Origin of the sequence: Streptomyces venezuelae, assembly GCF_008642375.1 — a bacterium.
GTDB classification, from domain to species: domain Bacteria; phylum Actinomycetota; class Actinomycetes; order Streptomycetales; family Streptomycetaceae; genus Streptomyces; species Streptomyces venezuelae_G.
In genome coordinates this window covers 63,270-80,549 of the sequence record NZ_CP029194.1, presented here as the reverse complement: position 1 = coordinate 80,549, position 17,280 = coordinate 63,270, and the positions used below count along the sequence as shown (strand labels likewise).

Sequence of the window (17,280 nt, the reverse complement as noted above, 5' to 3'; positions counted from 1 at the left end):
GAAGTGGCCCCCACCGAGGGCGGTGCCCCGGACGACGGTCGCCCGTCCGAGGACCTGGCGGAACCGCCCGTCGGCGAAGGTCTCGGCGTCGTCGGGTCCGGAGGGAGAGGCGGGAACGGCACTGGCGGCCATGGGGCACTCCTGCGCGGGAGCCGGGGAGAGGAATGGGTGCTGCCGGGGTTCCGGAAGGCCACCCCGGCAGTGCGGGGCGGCCTTCACGACGGTCGGGACACGGCTGTCACGTCAGCCGGCCGTCGCCTCCCGGTGGGCGCGGATGATGTCCGCGTACCTCCGGCCGCTCGTCTTCACGGTCCGCCGCTGGGTGGCGTAGTCGACGTGGACGAGACCGAAGCGCTTGTCGTAGCCGTAGGCCCACTCGAAGTTGTCGAGCAGGGACCAGGCGTAGTAGCCGGCGAGCGGGGCGCCCTTGCGCACGGCGCGGGCGCAGGCCGCGAGGTGCTGCTCCAGGTAGCGGGTGCGCTCCGGGTCGTGGACCTCGCCGTCCGGGCCGACCGTGTCGGGGAAGGCCGAACCGTTCTCGGTGACGTACAGCTTCTGTACGCCGTAGTCCTCGGTGAGCCGCAGCAGGAAGGTCTCCAGGCCGCCGGCGTCGATCTGCCAGTCCATGCCGGTGCGGGGCACTCCCGGCAGGCGCACCTCACGGGCGTGGGGGACGGGGCCGCTCGGGTCGTCCGCGACGGTGACCGGGAAATAGTAGTTGAGACCGTGCCAGTCCAGTGGGGCCGCGATGGTCTCCAGGTCGCCGGGGCGCTCGGGCAGCTCCACCCCGTACAGCTCGCGCATGTCGACCGGGAAGCCGCGGCCGTGGACCGGGTCGAGCCACCAGCGGTTGGTGTGGCCGTCCGCGCGGGCGGCGGCGGCGATGTCCTCGGGCCGGGTGGAGGCGGCCTCGATGGTGGAGTGGTTGGTGACCAGGCCGATCTGCGCCCCGGGAGCGGCGGCGCGGATGGCGCCGGTGGCGAGGCCGTGGCCGAGGAGGAGGTGGTACGAGGCGCGGACGGCGGCCGTGAGGTCGGTCAGACCGGGCGCCATGCGGCCCTCCAGGTGACCGATCCAGCCCGAGCAGAGCGGCTCGTTGAGCGTGGCCCACTGGGTGACCCGGTCGCCGATGCGCTCCGCGACGACCGAGGCGTACGCGGCGAAGTGCTCCGCGGTGGCGCGCTCGGTCCAGCCGCCGTGGCTGTCCACGACCCGGTCCTGGAGGGCCTGCGGGAGGTCCCAGTGGTAGAGGGTGACGGAGGGGGTGATCCCGGCGTCGAGGAGTCCGTCGACGAGCCGGTCGTAGAAGTCGAGCCCGGCGGCGTTGACGGGGCCGTCGCCGCCGGGGACGACGCGCGGCCAGGCGACGGACAGCCGGTAGGCGTCCGTGCCGAAGCCCTTCATCAGGGCGATGTCCTCGGGCCAGCGGTGGTAGTGGTCGCAGGCGGTGTCACCGTGGTCGCCGTTGTCGATCGCGCCGGGGACACGGGAGAAGGTGTCCCAGATGGACGGGGCCCGGCCGTCCTCGGCGACGGCGCCCTCGATCTGGTAGGCGGAGGTCGCCGTGCCCCAGGCGAAGTTCGGCGGGAATGCCTCCAGGTCGAGCGCGGTGCGGGCGTCGGTGGATTCGGACACGGGAAACCTCTTCGTGATCGGTGTGGAGAAGGACGTCACTTGACCGCACCCGCGGTGAGGCCGGCGACGAGGTAGCGCTGGAGGAGGAGGAAGCCGACGACGACGGGGACGCTCACCACGAGGGAGGCGGCCATCACCTGGTTCCAGTAGACGTCGTTCTGGGTGGCGTACCCCTGGAGGCCGACGGCGAGGGTGCGGGTGGTGTCGTTGGTCATGACGGAGGCGAAGAGGACCTCGCCCCAGGCGGTCATGAAGGCGTAGACGGCGACGGCGATGATGCCGGGGGACGCGGCCGGGACGATCACGCGGAACAGGGCGCTGATCGGGCCACAGCCGTCGACCTTGGCGGCCTCGTCGAGCTCGCGCGGGATCGAGTCGAAGTAGCCGGTCAGCATCCAGATGGAGAACGGCAGAGAGAAGGTCAGATACGTGAGGATGAGACCTTCGCGGGAGCCGAACAGGGCGAACCCGGTGGCGTTGCCGATGTTGACGTAGATGAGGAAGAGCGGCAGCAGGAAGAGGATGCCGGGGAACATCTGGGTGGACAGCACCGTCACCGTGAAGACCCGCTTGCCGCGGAAGGTGTAGCGGCTCACGGCGTAAGCGGCGAAGATCGCGACGGCCACCGAGAACACTGTGGCCGCACCGGCGACGACGATCGAGTTCACGAAGTAGTCGGCGAGCGGGACGGTCTCCCAGATGTCGAAGTACGGGCGGATCGTGAGCCCGGAGGGGATCCACGCGAACTTGCCCGAGACGTCCTCCAGCGGCTTGAGGGAGCTGGAGACCATGACGTACACCGGCAGCACCACGAAGGCGGTGAGCAGGGTGAGGAAGATCCGCCGCGTCCAGAGGAACGAGCGTGGTACCGCCATGGGGGAGCGGTGGACCGCTCGCCGGGAAGCGTGCTCAGACATCGGAGGTCTTCCTTCCGCGGGTGGTGAGCAGGAGGTAGACGCCCGTGACGACGAGGAGGAAGAGCAGCAGCAGCACGGACATGGCCGAACCGGTGCCGAAGTTCCACGTCTGGAAGGACGACTGGTAGATGTGGAGCGAGATCAGGTCGGCGGCTTCGGGCGCCGCCTTGCCGAAGAGCACGAACGGCGTGTTGAAGTCGTTGAACGTCCAGAGGAAGAGGACGAGCACGAGGACCTGGTTGACGGAGCGCAGCGACGGCAGGGTGATGTGCCGGATCTGCTTCCACACGCCGGCGCCGTCGAGGGCCGCCGCCTCGTACATGTCGCGGGGGATGTTCTGCAGTCCCGCCATGACGGTGAGGAAGGCGAAGGGCCAGCCCTTCCACACGGAGACGACGAGCAGGGCCCAGAAGCTGTTGTCGCCGATGAGCCAGAAGGCGGGGCTGTCGCCGATGCCCAGCTGGTCGTGCAGGACGTGGTTCACCAGGCCGTTGTCCCGCTGGAACATGAACGCCCACGTGATGACGGCGGCGTACACGGGCAGCGCGTACGGGACGAGGAAGAGGGTCCGCAGGAAGCCCCGGCCCCGGAAGTTCTCCTGGAGGGAGATCGCGGCGGCCGTCCCGAGGAACCAGCACAGCCCCACGGAGACAACGGTGAACAGGCACGTCGTGAAGAAGGACTTGAGCAGTGCCTGGCCGACGGGGGCGTCGAAGTCGATCGCGACGGTGTAGTTGTCGAGAGCCGACCAGGGCGCCTCCGACCAGTTCCGGATGGAGAACTGGGTGAGCTCCTTGAAGCTCATGGTGATGCCCATGAGCATCGGTACGAGATGGACGAGGAGTTCGAGGAGCAGGGCGGGCAGGAGCAGCAGGTACGGCAGTGCGATGCGGCGACGCCCGGAGCGGCGTGGTGCGCGTGCCCCTCCGGGTGTGGCCGCGCGCACCGCGCGCTCACTCGGGGGAGTGACGGCGGTCTGGGTCATGGAGATGTGGCCTACTTCTTGGGCATCTGCTGCTGGGCCTTTTCGAGCTTGGCCCGCACGGACTCCGTGGTGACCGGGCGTCCGGCGGCGGCGTCGGCGAACAGCTCCTTGACCGCGGTGCCGACGACGGTCTCGAACTGCGACTCCTCGGGAACCTGCGGCAGGGCGGCGGCGCTGGTGGCGAGGGTGTCGCGGATGACGGCGAGCGAGGGGTCGGCGAAGACCGGGTCCTTCTGGGCGTCCTTGACCGGCGGGACCGAGCCGTAGGCCTTGTTGAGGAGGATCTGCTCCTCGTCGCTGGTCATGAACTTCACGAACTTCAGCGCGCCGTCGAGGTTCTTGGTGTTCTTGAAGACGGCCATGTTGATGCCGGCGACCATCGAGTTGGTCTGCTTGCCCGTGCCGGGCTTGCCGGAGGGGACGGGGGCGGGGGCGACGCCCCAGTCATCCGGCCCCATGCCCTGGGAGGCGAAGGTCTGCGACGGCGTCTGCCACAGGACCATGCCGGTCTTGTCCTTGGCGAAGTCGCTGAGGGACTGGTTCTGGGCGTACTCGGCGTTGCCGGGGGCGACGATCTTCTGTGCGGCCATGAGGTCGACGTACTGCTTGACGGCGGCGACGGCCCCGTCGGAGGTGAAGTCGGCCTTGCCGTCGGCGGTGAAGAAGTCGGCGCCGTGCTGCTTGGCGAGGACGAAGACCTGGTGGATGTTGTTGGAGAGGTTGGAGCCCTCGACTCCGATGCCCGCCTTGCCGTTCTTGGTGAGCTTCTTGCCGGCGGCGGCCACCTCGTCCCAGGTGGTCGGCGGCTTGGTTATGCCGGCCTCCTTGAACATCGCCTTGTTGTAGTAGAGCGCGTACGCCATGGAGTACAGCGGGACGGCGGCCGGGTCCTTGCCGGGGACGCCGGTGGAGCCGAGCGCGGAGTCGACGAAGCGGTCCTTGCCGCCGATCGCCTCCAGGTTCTTCGCGTCCCAGGGCAGCAGGGCGCCGGTGGACTGGAGCGAGGCGCTCCAGGTGTTGCCGATGTTGAGGATGTCGGGGCCCTGGCCGGAGGTGGTCGCGGTGAGGATCCGGTTGAGCAGGTCGGACCACGGGATCACCTCCAGCTTGACCTTGATCCCGGTCTCCTCCTCGAACTGGTCGAGCTCGGGCTGCAGGACCTTCTTGTCGACCTCGAGGCTGGAGCCCTGGTTGGAGGCCCAGTAGGTGAGGGTCTTCGGCGACGCCTCGCTCCCTTCACCGCCACCACAACCGGTGGCGGTGAAGGCGAGGGAGAGGGAGACGGCACCGGTGACAGCGGCTCTGAATCTGCGCATGGCTCCTGGGCCCTTTCGGGGATGACGGGGACGCCGAAGCGGTGGGCTGCTGGGGCGCCCGCCGTAACATCGGCTTAATTTAGGATGTGAGTTAAACCCCGTGAGAAGGTCGCGTCAAGGCTTGTAGTGCGGGTATGTTGCAACGAACGACTTCAGAGACGGGGACCAAAGTGCACGCGAGAAGTGGCCGCACGGTGCGTGACCTGCGGCGCGAGAACCGAACCGCAGTGCTGCGGAGGCTGTACTTCGACGGACCGATGAGCCGTCTGATGCTCGGCCCGGCGACCGGCCTCAGCTCGGGTTCGGTCAGCAACGTGGTCGCGGAGCTCGTCGCCGAGGGCCTGGTGGAGGAGGCCGGCAGCGTCGACTCCGCCGGCGGACGCCCCCGCACCCTCGTACGGATCACCCCCGCCAGCGGCTTCATGATCGGCGTCGACATCGGCGAAACCCGCATCAGGATCGAGCTGTTCGATCTCACGCTCACCGAACTCGCGCGCACCGAACGTCCGTTGGCGAGCTCGGGACCCCGTACCGCCCGCTACGACGTCGACCTCGTCGTCGCCCATCTCCGTGAGGGCATCGCGGAGGTGCTGCGTACCGCGGACGTCCCCGCCGAGCGGCTCATCGGCGTCGGCGTCGGCGTCCCCGGCATCGTCTCCCGCGAGGCGGGGGACGGCGCCGTCGTGCACGGCCAGACCATCGGCTGGGACGCGGTCCCCTTCGAGCGCCTGCTCCGCGCCGCCGTGGACCTGCCCGAGGCCGTCCCCTACTGGATAGACAACGGCGCCAAGACCCTCGGCCAGGCCGAGATGTGGTTCGGCGCGGGGCGCGGGGCGCGCAGCGCGGTCGTCGTCCTCTTCGGCTCGGGCGTGGGCGCCTGTGTGCTCACGGACCCGATGGGGCCCGGCCGGGCGCTCGAATGGGGACACCTGACGGTACGGGTCCGGGGCCGGCGCTGCCGCTGCGGCGCCCAGGGCTGCCTGGAGGCGTACGCGGGTGCGGAGGCCCTCCTCGCGCGGTGGTGCGAGGCCGGTGGGCAGCCCCCGGCCGGCGCGGACGAGGAGACCGCCCTGACCGCGATGCTCACCGCCGCCTACCCCGCCGACCCCGGGACGGACCCCGACGCGACCGCGCTCTCCGTCCTGGAGGAGACCGCCGAGTACCTGGGCGCCGGATTCGCCGACCTGATCAACCTCTTCCAGCCCGACCGCATCCTCGTGGGGGGCTGGGCCGGGCTCCAGCTCGGCACCCGATTCCTGGAGACCGTGACCGGATACGCGATGGAGTACGCGCTCCGGTACCCGGCCAGCCGGACCGTCGTCGGCATGGGCACGCTCGGCCCCGAGGCGGTCACCGTCGGGGCCGCCCTGCTGCCGCTGGTCGACTTCTTCGCCCAGGGAGGCCGCCGCGCGGAGAGCGAGCCGAGCGTTCCCGCCCCCGCCTGGCAGTCGGCCCTGCAGGACCGGGTGTCCCCCTGATCGGGCCGGTACCGCGAGGTGCCCGGAGACGGCGGGACGGCCGGGGGGAAGCACCCCGGCGGGGTCGTCGGCCCGGGTGCGTGGCCGATGCCCGGACCGGTGCGCGCGGCCCTTGAGCGGAGCGGTGCGCGCGGCCCCGCATCGGAGCGGCGCGTGTGCGGCCGACGGGCGAGGGCTGGGGTCCGGTGCGAGCCTGGGGGCGTACCGCCTCTGCGAAAGGTCATCACCATGATCACCACTGACTTCGTACCCGGCTCGCCCTGCTGGCTCGACCTCGGCGCCCCCGACGTCGGGGCCGCAGCGGCCTTCTACGGCGGCGTGCTCGGCTGGGAGTACGAGTCCATGGGGGAGTCGGAGGAGATGGAAGGCGGGATGTTCCGCAAGGACGGGAAGATCGTCGCCGGGCTCGGCAAGCTCACCGAGGAGGGCGCCCGTTCCGCCTGGATGATCTACTACAGCGTCACCGACGCGGACGCCACGACCCGGGCGGTCGAGCAGGCGGGCGGCACGGTCCGGGTGGCCCCGATGGACCTCGACGAGTGGGGCCGCATGGCGCAGTACAGTGACCCGCTGGGCGGACAGTTCGCCGTCTGGCAGCCGGGAACGAACAAGGGCGTCGATCTGGTCGACAAGCCGGGTTCACTGTCCTGGACCGAGCTGTACACGAGCGACGCCGCGGCCGCCAAGGAGTTCTACGGCGCCGTCTTCGGCTGGCAGTTCAGCGACACGGAACTGCCCGGCGGCGGGGGTACGTACTCCCTCATCACCCCCGCCGGACTCCCCGAGGAGCGGATGCACGGCGGCCTCATGCAGCTGAGCGAGGCGGACCTCGCCCTCGCGCACGGGCGGCCGTACTGGCACCCCGTCTTCGCCGTCGACGACTGCGACGCCGCGGTCGCCAAGGTCACCGCGAGCGGCGGAAACATCCAGATGGGACCGGACGACGCGGAGGGCGTCGGCCGGCTCGCCGTCTGCCTCGACCCGTCGAACGCCGACTTCGTGGTACTCGCCCCGGTCGCCGGCTGAGGCGGGCGGCCGACCCGGGTGGCCGGGTGGCCGGGCAGGGCGCCCGGCCTCCGGTTCGGCTCAGCGGCCCAGTCGCGCGTCCAGCCACTGGACGATCTCCGGGGTCACCGGGTCGGTGATGTCGGCGAACTCCCCGTGCTTCTTCAGGAACTTCGCCACGTACGGGCAGACGGGCACGATCCGCATCCCGGAGGCGCGCACGTCGGTCAGGGCCTGCTCGACCAGGGTCGAGGCGAGACCCTGGCCCGCGTAGGCGTCGTCGATCTCGGTGTGGAAGAAGACACGCCGATCGTCGCGGTCGCGGTACGCCGTGAGGCCGGCGCGCCGGTCGTCGACCAGGATCTCGTAACGGTGGCGGGGGTCGACGCGGCGGACGACGGGGGTGCGGCCCTCCCGCCCGGTCTCCTGCACGGTTCCCTGCTCGGGCTTCTGCTCGCTCATGATCTGCCTTGTCTGCGTCGGGGGTCGGTGGGGATCGGGGCCGGGTCCGGGGCGCCGGTCACGCGCGGGGCGGGTTTCCCCGGGGAGTGAGGGCGGCGTTCGGCAGGGCAGGGGCGGGGAGGCGGGCGCCGGGGTAGCCGTCGACGTGCCCGAAGCGCTCGGAGGCGCGCTCCCATTCCTCCCTGGCCTCGACGATGTCCGCGTGACTGCGGCCGATGAAGTTCCACCACATGACGATCTCCTCGTCGAACGGCGTGCCGCCCAGGAGGACCGCCCGCGCGCGGTGGTCGGACTCGTTCGTCAGGGTCAGGGTGGCGTGCCCCGTGGGGACGTAGCCGAGCTCGGCCGGGCGCAGCGAGGTGCCGCCGAGGCGGACGGTTCCCTCGTCGACGAGCAGTCCGTGCTCGAACTCCGGGTCGACGGGAAGGGCGACCGAGGCGCCGGGGGCGAGGAGGAGTTCGGCGCCGAGGAGGGGCGTGAAGGTGGGGACGGGGGAGGTCTCACCGGCCATAGAGCCGAGGAACACCCGGAGTTCCGCCTTCCCGAACCGCACCGGCTTCGGGGCGTGGTGCTGGAAGTCGCGGTCGGCGTGACGGTGTGCGCCGGGCAGCGCCACCCACAGCTGCACCCCGTGGAGGACGGTGGTGCCCGGTGTGGAGACCTCGGTGTGGCTGATGCCGCGGCCGCCGGTCATGAGGTTCAGTTCCCCGGGCCGTACGAACGCGTGACTGCCCAGGCTGTCGCGGTGCTCGATCTCGCCGCTGAACAGCCAGCTCACGGTCTGCAGGCCGGTGTGCGGGTGGGGAGCGACGTCCATTCCGCCGGACTCGGCGACCTCGTCGGGGCCGTAGTGGTCGGCGAAGCACCATGCTCCGATCAGCGTCCGGGACCGCTGGGGCAGGGTGCGCCGTACGGTCATGGCGCGCGGGCCGCCCAGCGGGACGTCCCGGGCACCGAGGACCTGCACCTCCGTGTCGTCCATGCCCGACCCCTCTCGTATCTCGTGCACCGAGAATGTAGTTTGGTTTTCAACAAGTATGGATGATCATAGCCCCGAAGCCCGTGATGCGCACGGGTCGGTCGAAGGAGCGCAGGGTGAACGACGTGACAGCGGCCCAGGACGGTCGACGGGTCTACCTCGACAAGCAGAGTCCCACGGCCTACCGGGCCCTGGTGGCGACGGCCGACGCCGTCCGCGCGACCGCCGCCGAGGCGGGCCTCGACCGCGTCCTGGTGGAACTGGTCAACCTCCGTGTCTCGCAGATCAACGGCTGCGCCTCCTGCCTCGACGTGCACACCAGGGCGGCGCTCCGCGCCGGGGAGACGACCCGGCGTCTCGGCGTGCTCCCCGCCTGGCGGGACACCGAGCTCTTCACCCCGCGGGAGCGCGCGGCCCTCGCCCTGGCGGAGGCCACCACCGACCCGGCGGACTCCCTCGCGCAGGAGCGGGCCTACGCCCTGGCCCGGGAGGTCCTGAACGACGACGAGATCTCCGCAGTGATCTGGGTGGCGATCACCATCAACGCCTTCAACCGCGTCTCGATCCTCAGCCGTCATCCCGTACGGGACGTCAGGGCCTGACCCAGGGCGCGTCGGTGGCCGACAGACGACGCGTGACCAGGACGGCTGCCGCGAGCAGCGCCAGCGCCACCCCCAGGACGAGCGTCAGGGAGACCCGGAGCAGCAGGGCGCCCATGAGGGCGCCGAGGAGGATCGCCAGGACCGACAGGATCCGACGATCGCGCCGGAGCCCGGCCCCGCCGTCCGGAGCGGAGTCGTGGGGGGAGCCCGGAGCGGAGCCCGGAGTGGAGTTCGGCGCGGAGTCGGGGGTGGAGTCCGAGGCGAGGCCCGTCAGCGTCTGGGTCACCACGGTCGTGGTCAGGTCGGGGACACCGAGGCGCCGGACGACCGCGTTCTGCAGCCCCATGGCGAGCCCGAGAAGCACGATCACGGTGTACCGGACCGGGTCGGCCGGCCCGTCGTCCGCCAGGGCCGCGGTGACGAGGGCCGCCGTGACGAGCACCGCCTGCACGCTCATGGCAGAGGCGAGCAGTCGCCCGCGGTGCCCGGCGAACCGGCCGCCGAAGCGCCCACCGGCCACCGCGCCGACGAGGAACGCCGCCGTCGACACGGCGGTGGCGGGCGCGGAGAGCCCCGCGGTGCCCGCCAGCGCGAAACCGAGGAGCACCACGTTGCCGGTCATGTTGGCCACGAAGACCTCCCCGAGCCCGAGGTAGCTGACCGCGTCCACCAGCCCGGTCACCACTGTCAGCGTCAGCAGGAGCGGTGGCAGCGGCCCGTGCCGGTCGCCCCGCGGCGGAACCAATGTGTGGGCAGCGTCGGCCAGCAGCTTGCGCATCCTCGGGCGCTCCTTCCACGACGGAGGGAGCATCACCGATCCGCTCCCGATCCCCCGCGTCGCCACGCCGAGTCACCGGTCGGCGGAGGGCGGCCGTGTCCCTCGGCTGGGACTTGTCCGGCCGATCATGTCCGGAGCCGGATAGTGAGAGCTGGGGCGGTGGCGGTGCCGAGGTAGACGTCACAGCGCTTGTCGTGGCGGGTAGCCACTGCCCGGTGCTGCCTGAGCCTGGTGATGGCGCGCTCGACGGTGTTGCCCTTGGGGATCGGGTGCCGGATGCCCCGGCGCCGCAGGTGGATCCGGACGGGCTCATTGCTGTACGCCTTGTCGGCGGCGACCCTGTCAGGTTTCGAGGCTGTCCGCGCTCAGGTGGAGCTTGGTGGTGAACCCGCCCCGTGAACGGCCCAGGTCCTCACCTCCAGCACCACCTCCACCAGGCGGGCGTGCAGACTCGGCCACTGCGCTTCGTCCTGATGTTCTGGCTCCTCGGCCCCCTTTGAGCCGGACGTCGGCGGTGGGTCGGCGCGAGCCCCCGCCGCATGCTGATGCGCCTGCACATGGTGGAGTCGACCGAGATGTCCCCGTCGATCTCACCCGCTGCATCGGCTGAGGCTTGGACCTGCTGGAGCAGGCGCAGACGCTTCCAGGTGCCGTCGGCCGACCACAGGCGGTGGCGTTCGCAGACGGTCTTCCATGGCCCGAACCGTTCGGGCAGGTCACGCCACTGCACTCCGGTCCGCACCCGGTGCAGGATCCCGTCGATCACCTGCCGGTGATCCCGCCACCTGCCATACCGCCGGTTGCTGACCGGCAGGAATGGCCGCAGCCGTTCCCACTCGGCATCAGTCAGATCACCCCGCCCCATGCTCGCATCAACGGCTGGAGCACGCTGGCCGTCACGTGGCCGGCACGACACCTTCGTGCTGGGCGTTCTTCGGCCTGGAAAGAAAGATTCGGCGGGTCGGCAGGTCGATTTCCGTGACGATGACGGTGATCTCCTCTCCGGCCTCGAAGTCTTCCACCGGACTCACCGCGGGCCGACCGTCGATCTCTCTGGAGGGGATCAGCCCGACGATCCCGTCTCCGAGCTCGACGAAGACGCCGATGGGAACTGTCTTCTCCACTGTCCCGCGGATTTCCTGACCCACCGGCGTGCGGTCGGCGAAAGCCCGCAGGGGGTCGGGCTCCAGCGCCTTCAAGGACAGTCTGGCCTCCGCGTGGTAGGTGTCGAACTGGAGGAGCTCGCACGAGACACGCTGGCCTACGTGAACGACATCGGTGGGGGCGTCGATGTGCCGCCAGGACAGTTCGGGGATGACGATGAACCCGACACCGGGGAAGAGCGGATGGGCAGGCCCGTCATCCAGGGCCACGAAGACCCCGAACCGTTCGATCGCCGCGACCGTGCCGGACAGGATGTCGCCGCCGTGCAGGGACTCCAGAAACGCCCAGAGTTCCGGGCTCTCAGACTGCCAATCCATACCGCCACCCTGGCACACGACATCTGGGCCGGCCATGCCCTCGACGAGCTGCAGCCCCCGCCATGCCTCAGTGGCCGAGACCACGATCGGCCGGACGACTCCTAGGGCGTGTCCGCAAAGTCAGGTGGGGAGCCATAGTCGGAGGCAGGTGAGGGTGACCAGGGCTTTGTAGTGGCGGGCTCGTTTGTCGTAGCGGGTGGCGAGGGCCTTGTTCTGTTTGAGCTTGTTGAAGCAGCGTTCGACGACGTTGCGGCGCCGGTAGACGGCGCGGTCGAGCCGGCACAGATTCTCGCCGCGTCGCCGGCGGCCGCTGATCTGGTCGACGCGTTCGGGGATGGTGCAGGCGATGCCGCGTCTGCGCAGGTAGGCGCGGATCTTCCGCGACGAGTAGCCCTTGTCCCCGAGCACCCGATCCGGCCGGGTCCGGGGCCTGCCCGGCCCGCACCGCGCGATGCGGATGCGGGCCATGACCGGCTCGGACTGCGTGCAGTCGTTAACGTTCCCGCCGGTGAGCGTGAACGCGAGTGGACGGCCGCGGCCGTCGCAGGCGAGGTGGATCTTGGTGCTCAGTCCGCCGCGGGACCGGCCGAGTGCCTCACCGGTCCAGGGCCCCCTTCTCGGGTCCCTGCGGCGTGCTGGTGGGCCCGGACGATCGTCGAGTCGACGCAGACGATCGACCAGTCGACCTCGCCGATCGCGTCCGAGTGCTGCTGGACGTGGGCCAGCAGCCGGTCCCAGGTTCCGTCCGCCGACCAGCGGCGGAACCGTTCATAGACGGTCTTCCACGGCCCATAACGTTCGGGCAGGTCCCGCCAGGCAGCCCCGGTGGACAGCTTCCACAGGATGCCGTTGAGGACCTGGCGTCGATCCCGGACGGGACGGCCCATACGGGGCGGGGCCAGCAGCGGCTCGATAACCGCCCAGGCCTGATCAGTCAGTTCATGCCGTCGCACCACGAACGGACTAACGACCAACAGACTTTGCGGACACCCCCTAAAGCGTGTTGCAGAAGGCTGCAGCGCGGGCATTTCCCTTGTATGCGTGGGGCGTTGAGAGCTGAGCCGTTGTGGGTGGAGACGTTCACGGGCCTGCGGATGCGGCAGTTCGAACGGCTGCTGAAAGTGGTCCGGGAGCGCGGCGGGAACGGTCCCGGTGGTGGCCGGCCGTGGTGTCTGCCGCTGGCGGAGCGGGTACTGCTGGTGGCCGTGTACTACCGCACGAACCTCACCATGCGACAGCTCGCGCCGCTGTTCGGCTGCTCGCCGGCGACGGTGTGCCGGGTCATCCAGCGGCTGCGGCCGCTGCTGGCGATCGAGCCGGCCACTCGCCCGGCCGACGCGGTCGAGCGGTTGTGGATCGTGGACGGCACCCTGATCCCGGTCCGCGACCGGAAGGTCGGTGCGTCCTCGCGCAACTACCGGTTCTCGGCGAACGTGCAGGTCATCATCGACGCCGACACGAAACTCGTGATCGCCGCGGCCCGGCCTGTTCCGGGCAACACCGCCGATGCGAAAGCGTGGCGGGACTCCGACCTGGCCCGGCACTGCGAAGGCGTGACCGTGCTGGCCGACGGTGCCTACATCAAAACCGGCCTTGTCGTCCCGCACCGCAAACGCCCCGGACGAGCCTTGTTGCCAGGCGAGGAAGAGGACAACGCCGAACACCGCAAAGTCAGGGCCCGCGTCGAGCACGCCTTCGCCCGCATGAAGCACTACAAGATCCTCCGCGACTGCCGCCAGCGCGGCAACGGCCTCCACCACGCGGTCCAAGCCGTCGCCCACATGCACAACCTAGCCCTCGCCGCATGACCAGAACGGCGCCGAACCCGGCCCTGACCTGCCTAGACACAACCTTCTGCAACACGCTTTAGGACGTTTCTTTCGGATCACCTCGCTGACCAGATGAAGATGGCGGTGAGGTGGAGTCCGGCAAGGGCGGTCACTTTGCTGAGGGTCCGACCCCGCGCTTCGGGGCGGAAGATGACCGTGGAGAGGGAGGGAACGCACGCTCGAAGTACCATCCCTGCACGGTTCTCCGGCCGGTACTTCTCGACCTCCACAGGGGCGTAGTCGGACGGAGACATCCCTGTAGAGAGGGCAGAGGACGATGAGTGTGGCTGAGAGTTGGTCGCGTGTGATGAGTCTTCTTCGGGAGCACGCGCCGGCCGATCACGCGGATCTGCCAGGGCCCGCTACGGAACAGATGCTCGCGGCAGCCGAGGAACGGATGGGGATCTCCCTGCATGGGGACCTGCGGACGTGGCTGTTGCAGAACAATCTGGATCTGCCGGAGGAAGACTTCGACGACGAAGTGCAGTGTTGCGGCTTCGACGGGTTCCCCGACGAGGGAAGCTTCTTTCTGGGTATCCGGGCGATGGAGAGGCTCTACGCGAACCGCTCCACGTCCTGTGGATTCGACCCTCCGGACCAGCCGGACTACCCGTTCTGGCGTAACGAGTGGATCCCGTTCCTGTCGGACCAGGACGGGTGGATGGGAAAGTTCATCGATGTGCGGGACGGGCGCGTCGGCAGCTGGTTCGTGGGTGGCCCCACGGTTACGGGCGAGTACGAGTCGATGGCCCAGTATTTCGACTCCGTGGCGGAGACGCTGACGAAGATCGCCGATGGAAGCTACCCGGTCTGTCGGTTCACCGAAGGTCGACTTGTCTGGTCGTGAGCCGGTGCCCAACTGGATGACGGCCAATGCCAAACTGCCCTCACCCTGGAACGGCAATGAGAATCATCAGCGTTGACGTTCCAAGGTGAGGATGGCTGCGGCGATGACGGTCACCCTATCGAAGGGGCCCTTCACCCGCGGAAGGTGGCGAGGGCTGGCAGCAGGTCGTGCAGGCTGGCGTGGTGCTAGCGCCGTGTCGGTGTGTCCAGTGACAATGTGGCGGTGATCGACGTTCCCGCTTCGCCGCCGTACCGCGGACAGATCCTCCTCGTCGAGCGCCGAAAGCGCACGGCTGCAACCATCCGTAACTACTACCAGGCGTCGTGACAGGTGTAGATATGCCGGACAGCGGCCGAGACCCGCGAGTGCGCGATGGCGAGTTGCACGAGGCGCTGGACTTCCTCGTCACATACAAGAGGTCCGACCAGAGTGCCCGCAAGCAGGAACTGCAAGCAGCGTTCATTGGCGCCTTCGCGCCAAGGCGCGTTCGGAGCGTGCTTGTTGGCGACGGCTATGCACTCCGGTTCACAGAGGCGCAGGCGGGCTCCTTCTCAAACACGATCTTGTCCCTCTCGGCGTTGCAGCAACACGACCAGGCTCCGTTCATCGTCGTCGTCGTTCGTCGAGATCGACTGGACTTCCTGCTTGCCAACTCGACGATGTTGAAGAAGGTGAGCCACAGCTCGAGGGACCTTCGGATCGGCCACGTTCGCGGGAGCTTCAACGGCAGCGACATCCTCCGGGAGTACGACGAACTGTCCAACATCCCGGCCAACTTCGGCGCACTGTTCGCACTCCACGCCGCGTTCACCTGGGATGACAACGTCGAGCGCCTCGTCGAGGCGACCAATGCCATCGTCCCGCGGGACGTCCGCTTCTACCCCAGCACCGACGATCAGGCACTGATTCTGGCGGCCCCGAACCGCGCTGCAGCGGCTTTGGCCTCTGAGGACTTCGCTGCCATCGGCCAAGACCTCGTCACCACAGTGACGCAACATCGCCAGTCCATCCTCAGGCTCGCCGCGCTCGACAACGTCAACCTTCGCGGCAACGAGATCGAGCAACTCATCACGGGAGGTGGATCCGCGCACCGGCTCGACGATCTTGAGCGTCGGTACGCGAACGTTCTGCTCTCCATCGACATCAAGACCAAGCTGCTGGACCGCGCTTCCGCGCCGAAGGCGTACAACGTCGACAAGATGCTGCGGTTCCTCGCGAAGCCCGACACCGTCGCCGCAGTCCTCGTGATCGGCATCGACGTGGTTGGCCAAGATGTCCGCGCCATGCTGATTCCCGTCCTCGAAAGGTCACTTCTCGCGGCGACGAGGATTCAGCACCACTGGGCGGGCCGAGGGTCACGTGGGGTCACCCAGCTCTCGGGCCCGTTCAATCAGGTGCTCGCGAGTGGCTACAGCCCAACCGTTCCCCTCGACCAAGCTCGTGAGTTCCTACGAGAGCTCATCGCCCTCTGAGCGCCACCGTGATCGTCCGGCCGCCGGGGGCGAGGGTGCGCCGGGTCGTCTCGCAAGGGGTCATCAAAGCTCCTTGGCATTGCACATATCCGTGCAAAGTGGTGAAGAACGGAGAGGGCTCGACGAGGGCCGGGTCGCCGTCGTAACTGGGGTCGGACGCGATCGCGCCGAACGGCGAGTACGGCGAGTCGGTGGGCTCGACCGGGAGTGCGTCGATCGCGGCACGGACCTGCGCCTCCCGGCCGAGGCTGGTCCGCAGCGCCTCCTGCGCGCCGGAGGCGTCGAGCACGACGGGGAACGGCGTCCGGACGGCCCTCCGGTAGGGGTGACCGATCCGTCTCATGATGGCGGAGAGCACTGCCCTTGCGAGATGGTTCTCGATCACTGTTCTTCCCCCCTTGTACTGATAGTCGCAGCGCTCCGACTGCCTGACAGCCTGTGAGCGTCGCCGGTATCTGTCTGTGCGGGGAATCCATCCACTGCCGTCCGTCAGTGACAGGCCGCCGTTCCATTCTGCCGCTGGGTCTCGGTGATCCATCTGATCACCGAGGGACCAGTCTGCCCTTATCCGCCGGCAATCCCCGACGCCGCAAGGACCTCGGAGACGTCGCAGCGGCTCGCATCGAACCGACAACGGGCCTGACTCGCTGACCGTCGCCGACTCCACCTCCGTCACGAACGCAAGGTCGAGCGATTCCTCGCCTATACCGGCCCCCCTACACCCTCATCTGCTACAACGGACCACCAAATGAGATGAGTTCTAAGGACCACGAGCGCAGGGCTAACGCCTACAGATGTTTTCTGGTACGCGGTTGGATATCGCGGCCGGTCAAAGCCGTGGTGCGTCACTGGGAGGGCGAGGCGCTGAATGCCGTTGGGGCGCTCGATGGTGCCTTCCGCGACGGCGAGTACTTCTACGACGTGGATTTCGACGCGGCAGTCGCGGCAGCCACGCTCGCGCCCAGTGGCGCGGACGCGGCACGGACCGCGTCGACGAAGGCGTTCGTGCTGCTGGACGGGACCCTGCTGCCGATCGACCGGATCGCTGCGGACAAGCCTTCTTGCTCCAGCACAAGAAGTACAGGATGAACGTGCAGGTCCTGGCCGATCCCTCCGGCCGGTTGCTGTGGGCCTCACCTGCCCTCCCCGGGGGCCGTGCACGATGACAGGCCGCCTGCCGGCACGGCACATCACCGCTCTCGCGGACGCCGGCGTCACCTGCTGGGCCGGCAAGGGCTACCGGGGTGCCGGGGGTCCTGCCCGTGTCCCGCACTGGGGCCGGTGGGAGACGCTTTCCCCAGGCGAGAAGGCCGTCAACCGGTCCCATGCCAAGATCCGAGCCCTCGTCGACCAAGCCGTCGCCACCCTCAAGTCCTGGCGACCTCTCCGCAAGCTCCGGTGCTCGACCACCCGCATCACAAGCCTGGTCCCAGCCGCGCCGGCCCTGCATCTGGCCAGCTCAGAGCGATGCTGGAAAGCGCTCACTGACCCGCA

The 17,280-nt window shown here is 69.1% G+C and carries 15 protein-coding genes and 3 pseudogenes; 7 read left to right on the top strand and 11 right to left on the bottom strand.

Translation table 11 applies throughout. The annotated features are described in order from the left end of the window. Nucleotides 1–243 precede the first annotated feature (243 nt). From DEJ46_RS00415 to DEJ46_RS00400, 4 genes are read right to left on the bottom strand one after another with little or no spacing between them, the layout of a single operon-like run. Nucleotides 244–1,635 carry a GH1 family beta-glucosidase gene (locus tag DEJ46_RS00415; protein WP_150263362.1) on the bottom strand — a complete coding sequence of 464 codons (1,392 nt, stop codon included), beginning with the start codon at nucleotides 1,633–1,635 and terminating at the stop codon, nucleotides 244–246. 35 nt (nucleotides 1,636–1,670) lie between these two features. Next, nucleotides 1,671–2,510: a carbohydrate ABC transporter permease gene (locus tag DEJ46_RS00410; RefSeq protein ID WP_150273965.1), complete on the bottom strand. Its 840-nt coding sequence runs from the start codon at nucleotides 2,508–2,510 to the stop codon at nucleotides 1,671–1,673. 34 nt (nucleotides 2,511–2,544) lie between these two features. Next, nucleotides 2,545–3,537, bottom strand: coding sequence for a carbohydrate ABC transporter permease (locus DEJ46_RS00405; protein ID WP_150263360.1), 993 nt, complete (start codon nucleotides 3,535–3,537; stop codon nucleotides 2,545–2,547). 11 nt (nucleotides 3,538–3,548) lie between these two features. After that, entirely contained in the window at nucleotides 3,549–4,853 is a 1,305-nt protein-coding gene (locus DEJ46_RS00400; protein ID WP_150263358.1) for an ABC transporter substrate-binding protein, read from the bottom strand. A 134-nt stretch (nucleotides 4,854–4,987) separates the two neighbouring features. On the opposite strand from DEJ46_RS00400, the gene DEJ46_RS00395 reads away from it, so the two are divergent. Continuing rightward, entirely contained in the window at nucleotides 4,988–6,331 is a 1,344-nt protein-coding gene (locus DEJ46_RS00395; protein WP_411757702.1) for an ROK family protein, read from the top strand. Nucleotides 6,332–6,559: 228 nt separating this feature from the next. After that, complete coding sequence (locus DEJ46_RS00390) at nucleotides 6,560–7,357, top strand: VOC family protein (protein ID WP_150263354.1); 798 nt, start codon at nucleotides 6,560–6,562, stop codon at nucleotides 7,355–7,357. 60 nt (nucleotides 7,358–7,417) lie between these two features. Here the strand turns inward: DEJ46_RS00390 and DEJ46_RS00385 are convergent, their stop codons facing one another. Together DEJ46_RS00385 and DEJ46_RS00380 are read right to left on the bottom strand one after the other, a co-directional pair. Next, on the bottom strand, nucleotides 7,418–7,798 hold the full coding sequence (locus DEJ46_RS00385) for a GNAT family N-acetyltransferase (protein WP_150263352.1): 381 nt from the start codon (nucleotides 7,796–7,798) through the stop codon (nucleotides 7,418–7,420). 58 nt (nucleotides 7,799–7,856) lie between these two features. Next, complete coding sequence (locus DEJ46_RS00380; RefSeq protein ID WP_150263350.1) at nucleotides 7,857–8,780, bottom strand: pirin family protein; 924 nt, start codon at nucleotides 8,778–8,780, stop codon at nucleotides 7,857–7,859. An 83-nt stretch (nucleotides 8,781–8,863) separates the two neighbouring features. On the opposite strand from DEJ46_RS00380, the gene DEJ46_RS00375 reads away from it, so the two are divergent. Further along, nucleotides 8,864–9,379 carry a carboxymuconolactone decarboxylase family protein gene (locus DEJ46_RS00375; RefSeq protein ID WP_150273963.1) on the top strand — a complete coding sequence of 172 codons (516 nt, stop codon included), beginning with the start codon at nucleotides 8,864–8,866 and terminating at the stop codon, nucleotides 9,377–9,379. Here DEJ46_RS00375 and DEJ46_RS00370 read toward each other — a convergent pair. From DEJ46_RS00370 to DEJ46_RS00355, 4 genes and pseudogenes are all read right to left on the bottom strand, one after another. Next, complete coding sequence (locus DEJ46_RS00370; RefSeq protein WP_150263348.1) at nucleotides 9,369–10,157, bottom strand: DUF1275 family protein; 789 nt, start codon at nucleotides 10,155–10,157, stop codon at nucleotides 9,369–9,371. The two genes, DEJ46_RS00375 and DEJ46_RS00370, sit on opposite strands and share 11 nt — an antisense overlap. 125 nt (nucleotides 10,158–10,282) lie before the next feature. Beyond that, nucleotides 10,283–11,022, bottom strand: a pseudogene (locus DEJ46_RS00365) (IS5 family transposase). A gap of 31 nt (nucleotides 11,023–11,053) precedes the next feature. After that, nucleotides 11,054–11,638 carry a S1 RNA-binding domain-containing protein gene (locus DEJ46_RS00360; protein ID WP_150263346.1) on the bottom strand — a complete coding sequence of 195 codons (585 nt, stop codon included), beginning with the start codon at nucleotides 11,636–11,638 and terminating at the stop codon, nucleotides 11,054–11,056. A 120-nt stretch (nucleotides 11,639–11,758) separates the two neighbouring features. Continuing rightward, nucleotides 11,759–12,591, bottom strand: a pseudogene (locus DEJ46_RS00355) (IS5 family transposase). Nucleotides 12,592–12,675: 84 nt separating this feature from the next. Here DEJ46_RS00355 and DEJ46_RS00350 point away from each other — a divergent pair. The 3 genes from DEJ46_RS00350 to DEJ46_RS00340 all read left to right on the top strand — a co-directional run bounded on the left by DEJ46_RS00350 (nucleotide 12,676) and on the right by DEJ46_RS00340 (nucleotide 15,786). Then, nucleotides 12,676–13,446, top strand: coding sequence for a transposase family protein (locus DEJ46_RS00350; protein ID WP_150263344.1), 771 nt, complete (start codon nucleotides 12,676–12,678; stop codon nucleotides 13,444–13,446). Between the two features lie 298 nt (nucleotides 13,447–13,744). Beyond that, the gene (locus DEJ46_RS00345) at nucleotides 13,745–14,314 is read left to right on the top strand and encodes an SMI1/KNR4 family protein (RefSeq protein ID WP_150263342.1); all 570 of its coding nucleotides are present in this window, start codon (nucleotides 13,745–13,747) and stop codon (nucleotides 14,312–14,314) included. A gap of 338 nt (nucleotides 14,315–14,652) precedes the next feature. Then, complete coding sequence (locus tag DEJ46_RS00340) at nucleotides 14,653–15,786, top strand: hypothetical protein (protein ID WP_150263340.1); 1,134 nt, start codon at nucleotides 14,653–14,655, stop codon at nucleotides 15,784–15,786. On the opposite strand, the gene DEJ46_RS00335 is transcribed toward DEJ46_RS00340, so the two are convergent. After that, entirely contained in the window at nucleotides 15,773–16,129 is a 357-nt protein-coding gene (locus DEJ46_RS00335) for a hypothetical protein (protein ID WP_150263338.1), read from the bottom strand. The genes DEJ46_RS00340 and DEJ46_RS00335 overlap by 14 nt on opposite strands. Before the next feature lie 587 nt (nucleotides 16,130–16,716). Here DEJ46_RS00335 and DEJ46_RS00330 point away from each other — a divergent pair. Then, nucleotides 16,717–17,251: pseudogene (locus DEJ46_RS00330) on the top strand (transposase family protein); the annotation flags it as partial. Nucleotides 17,252–17,280: the final 29 nt, after the last annotated feature.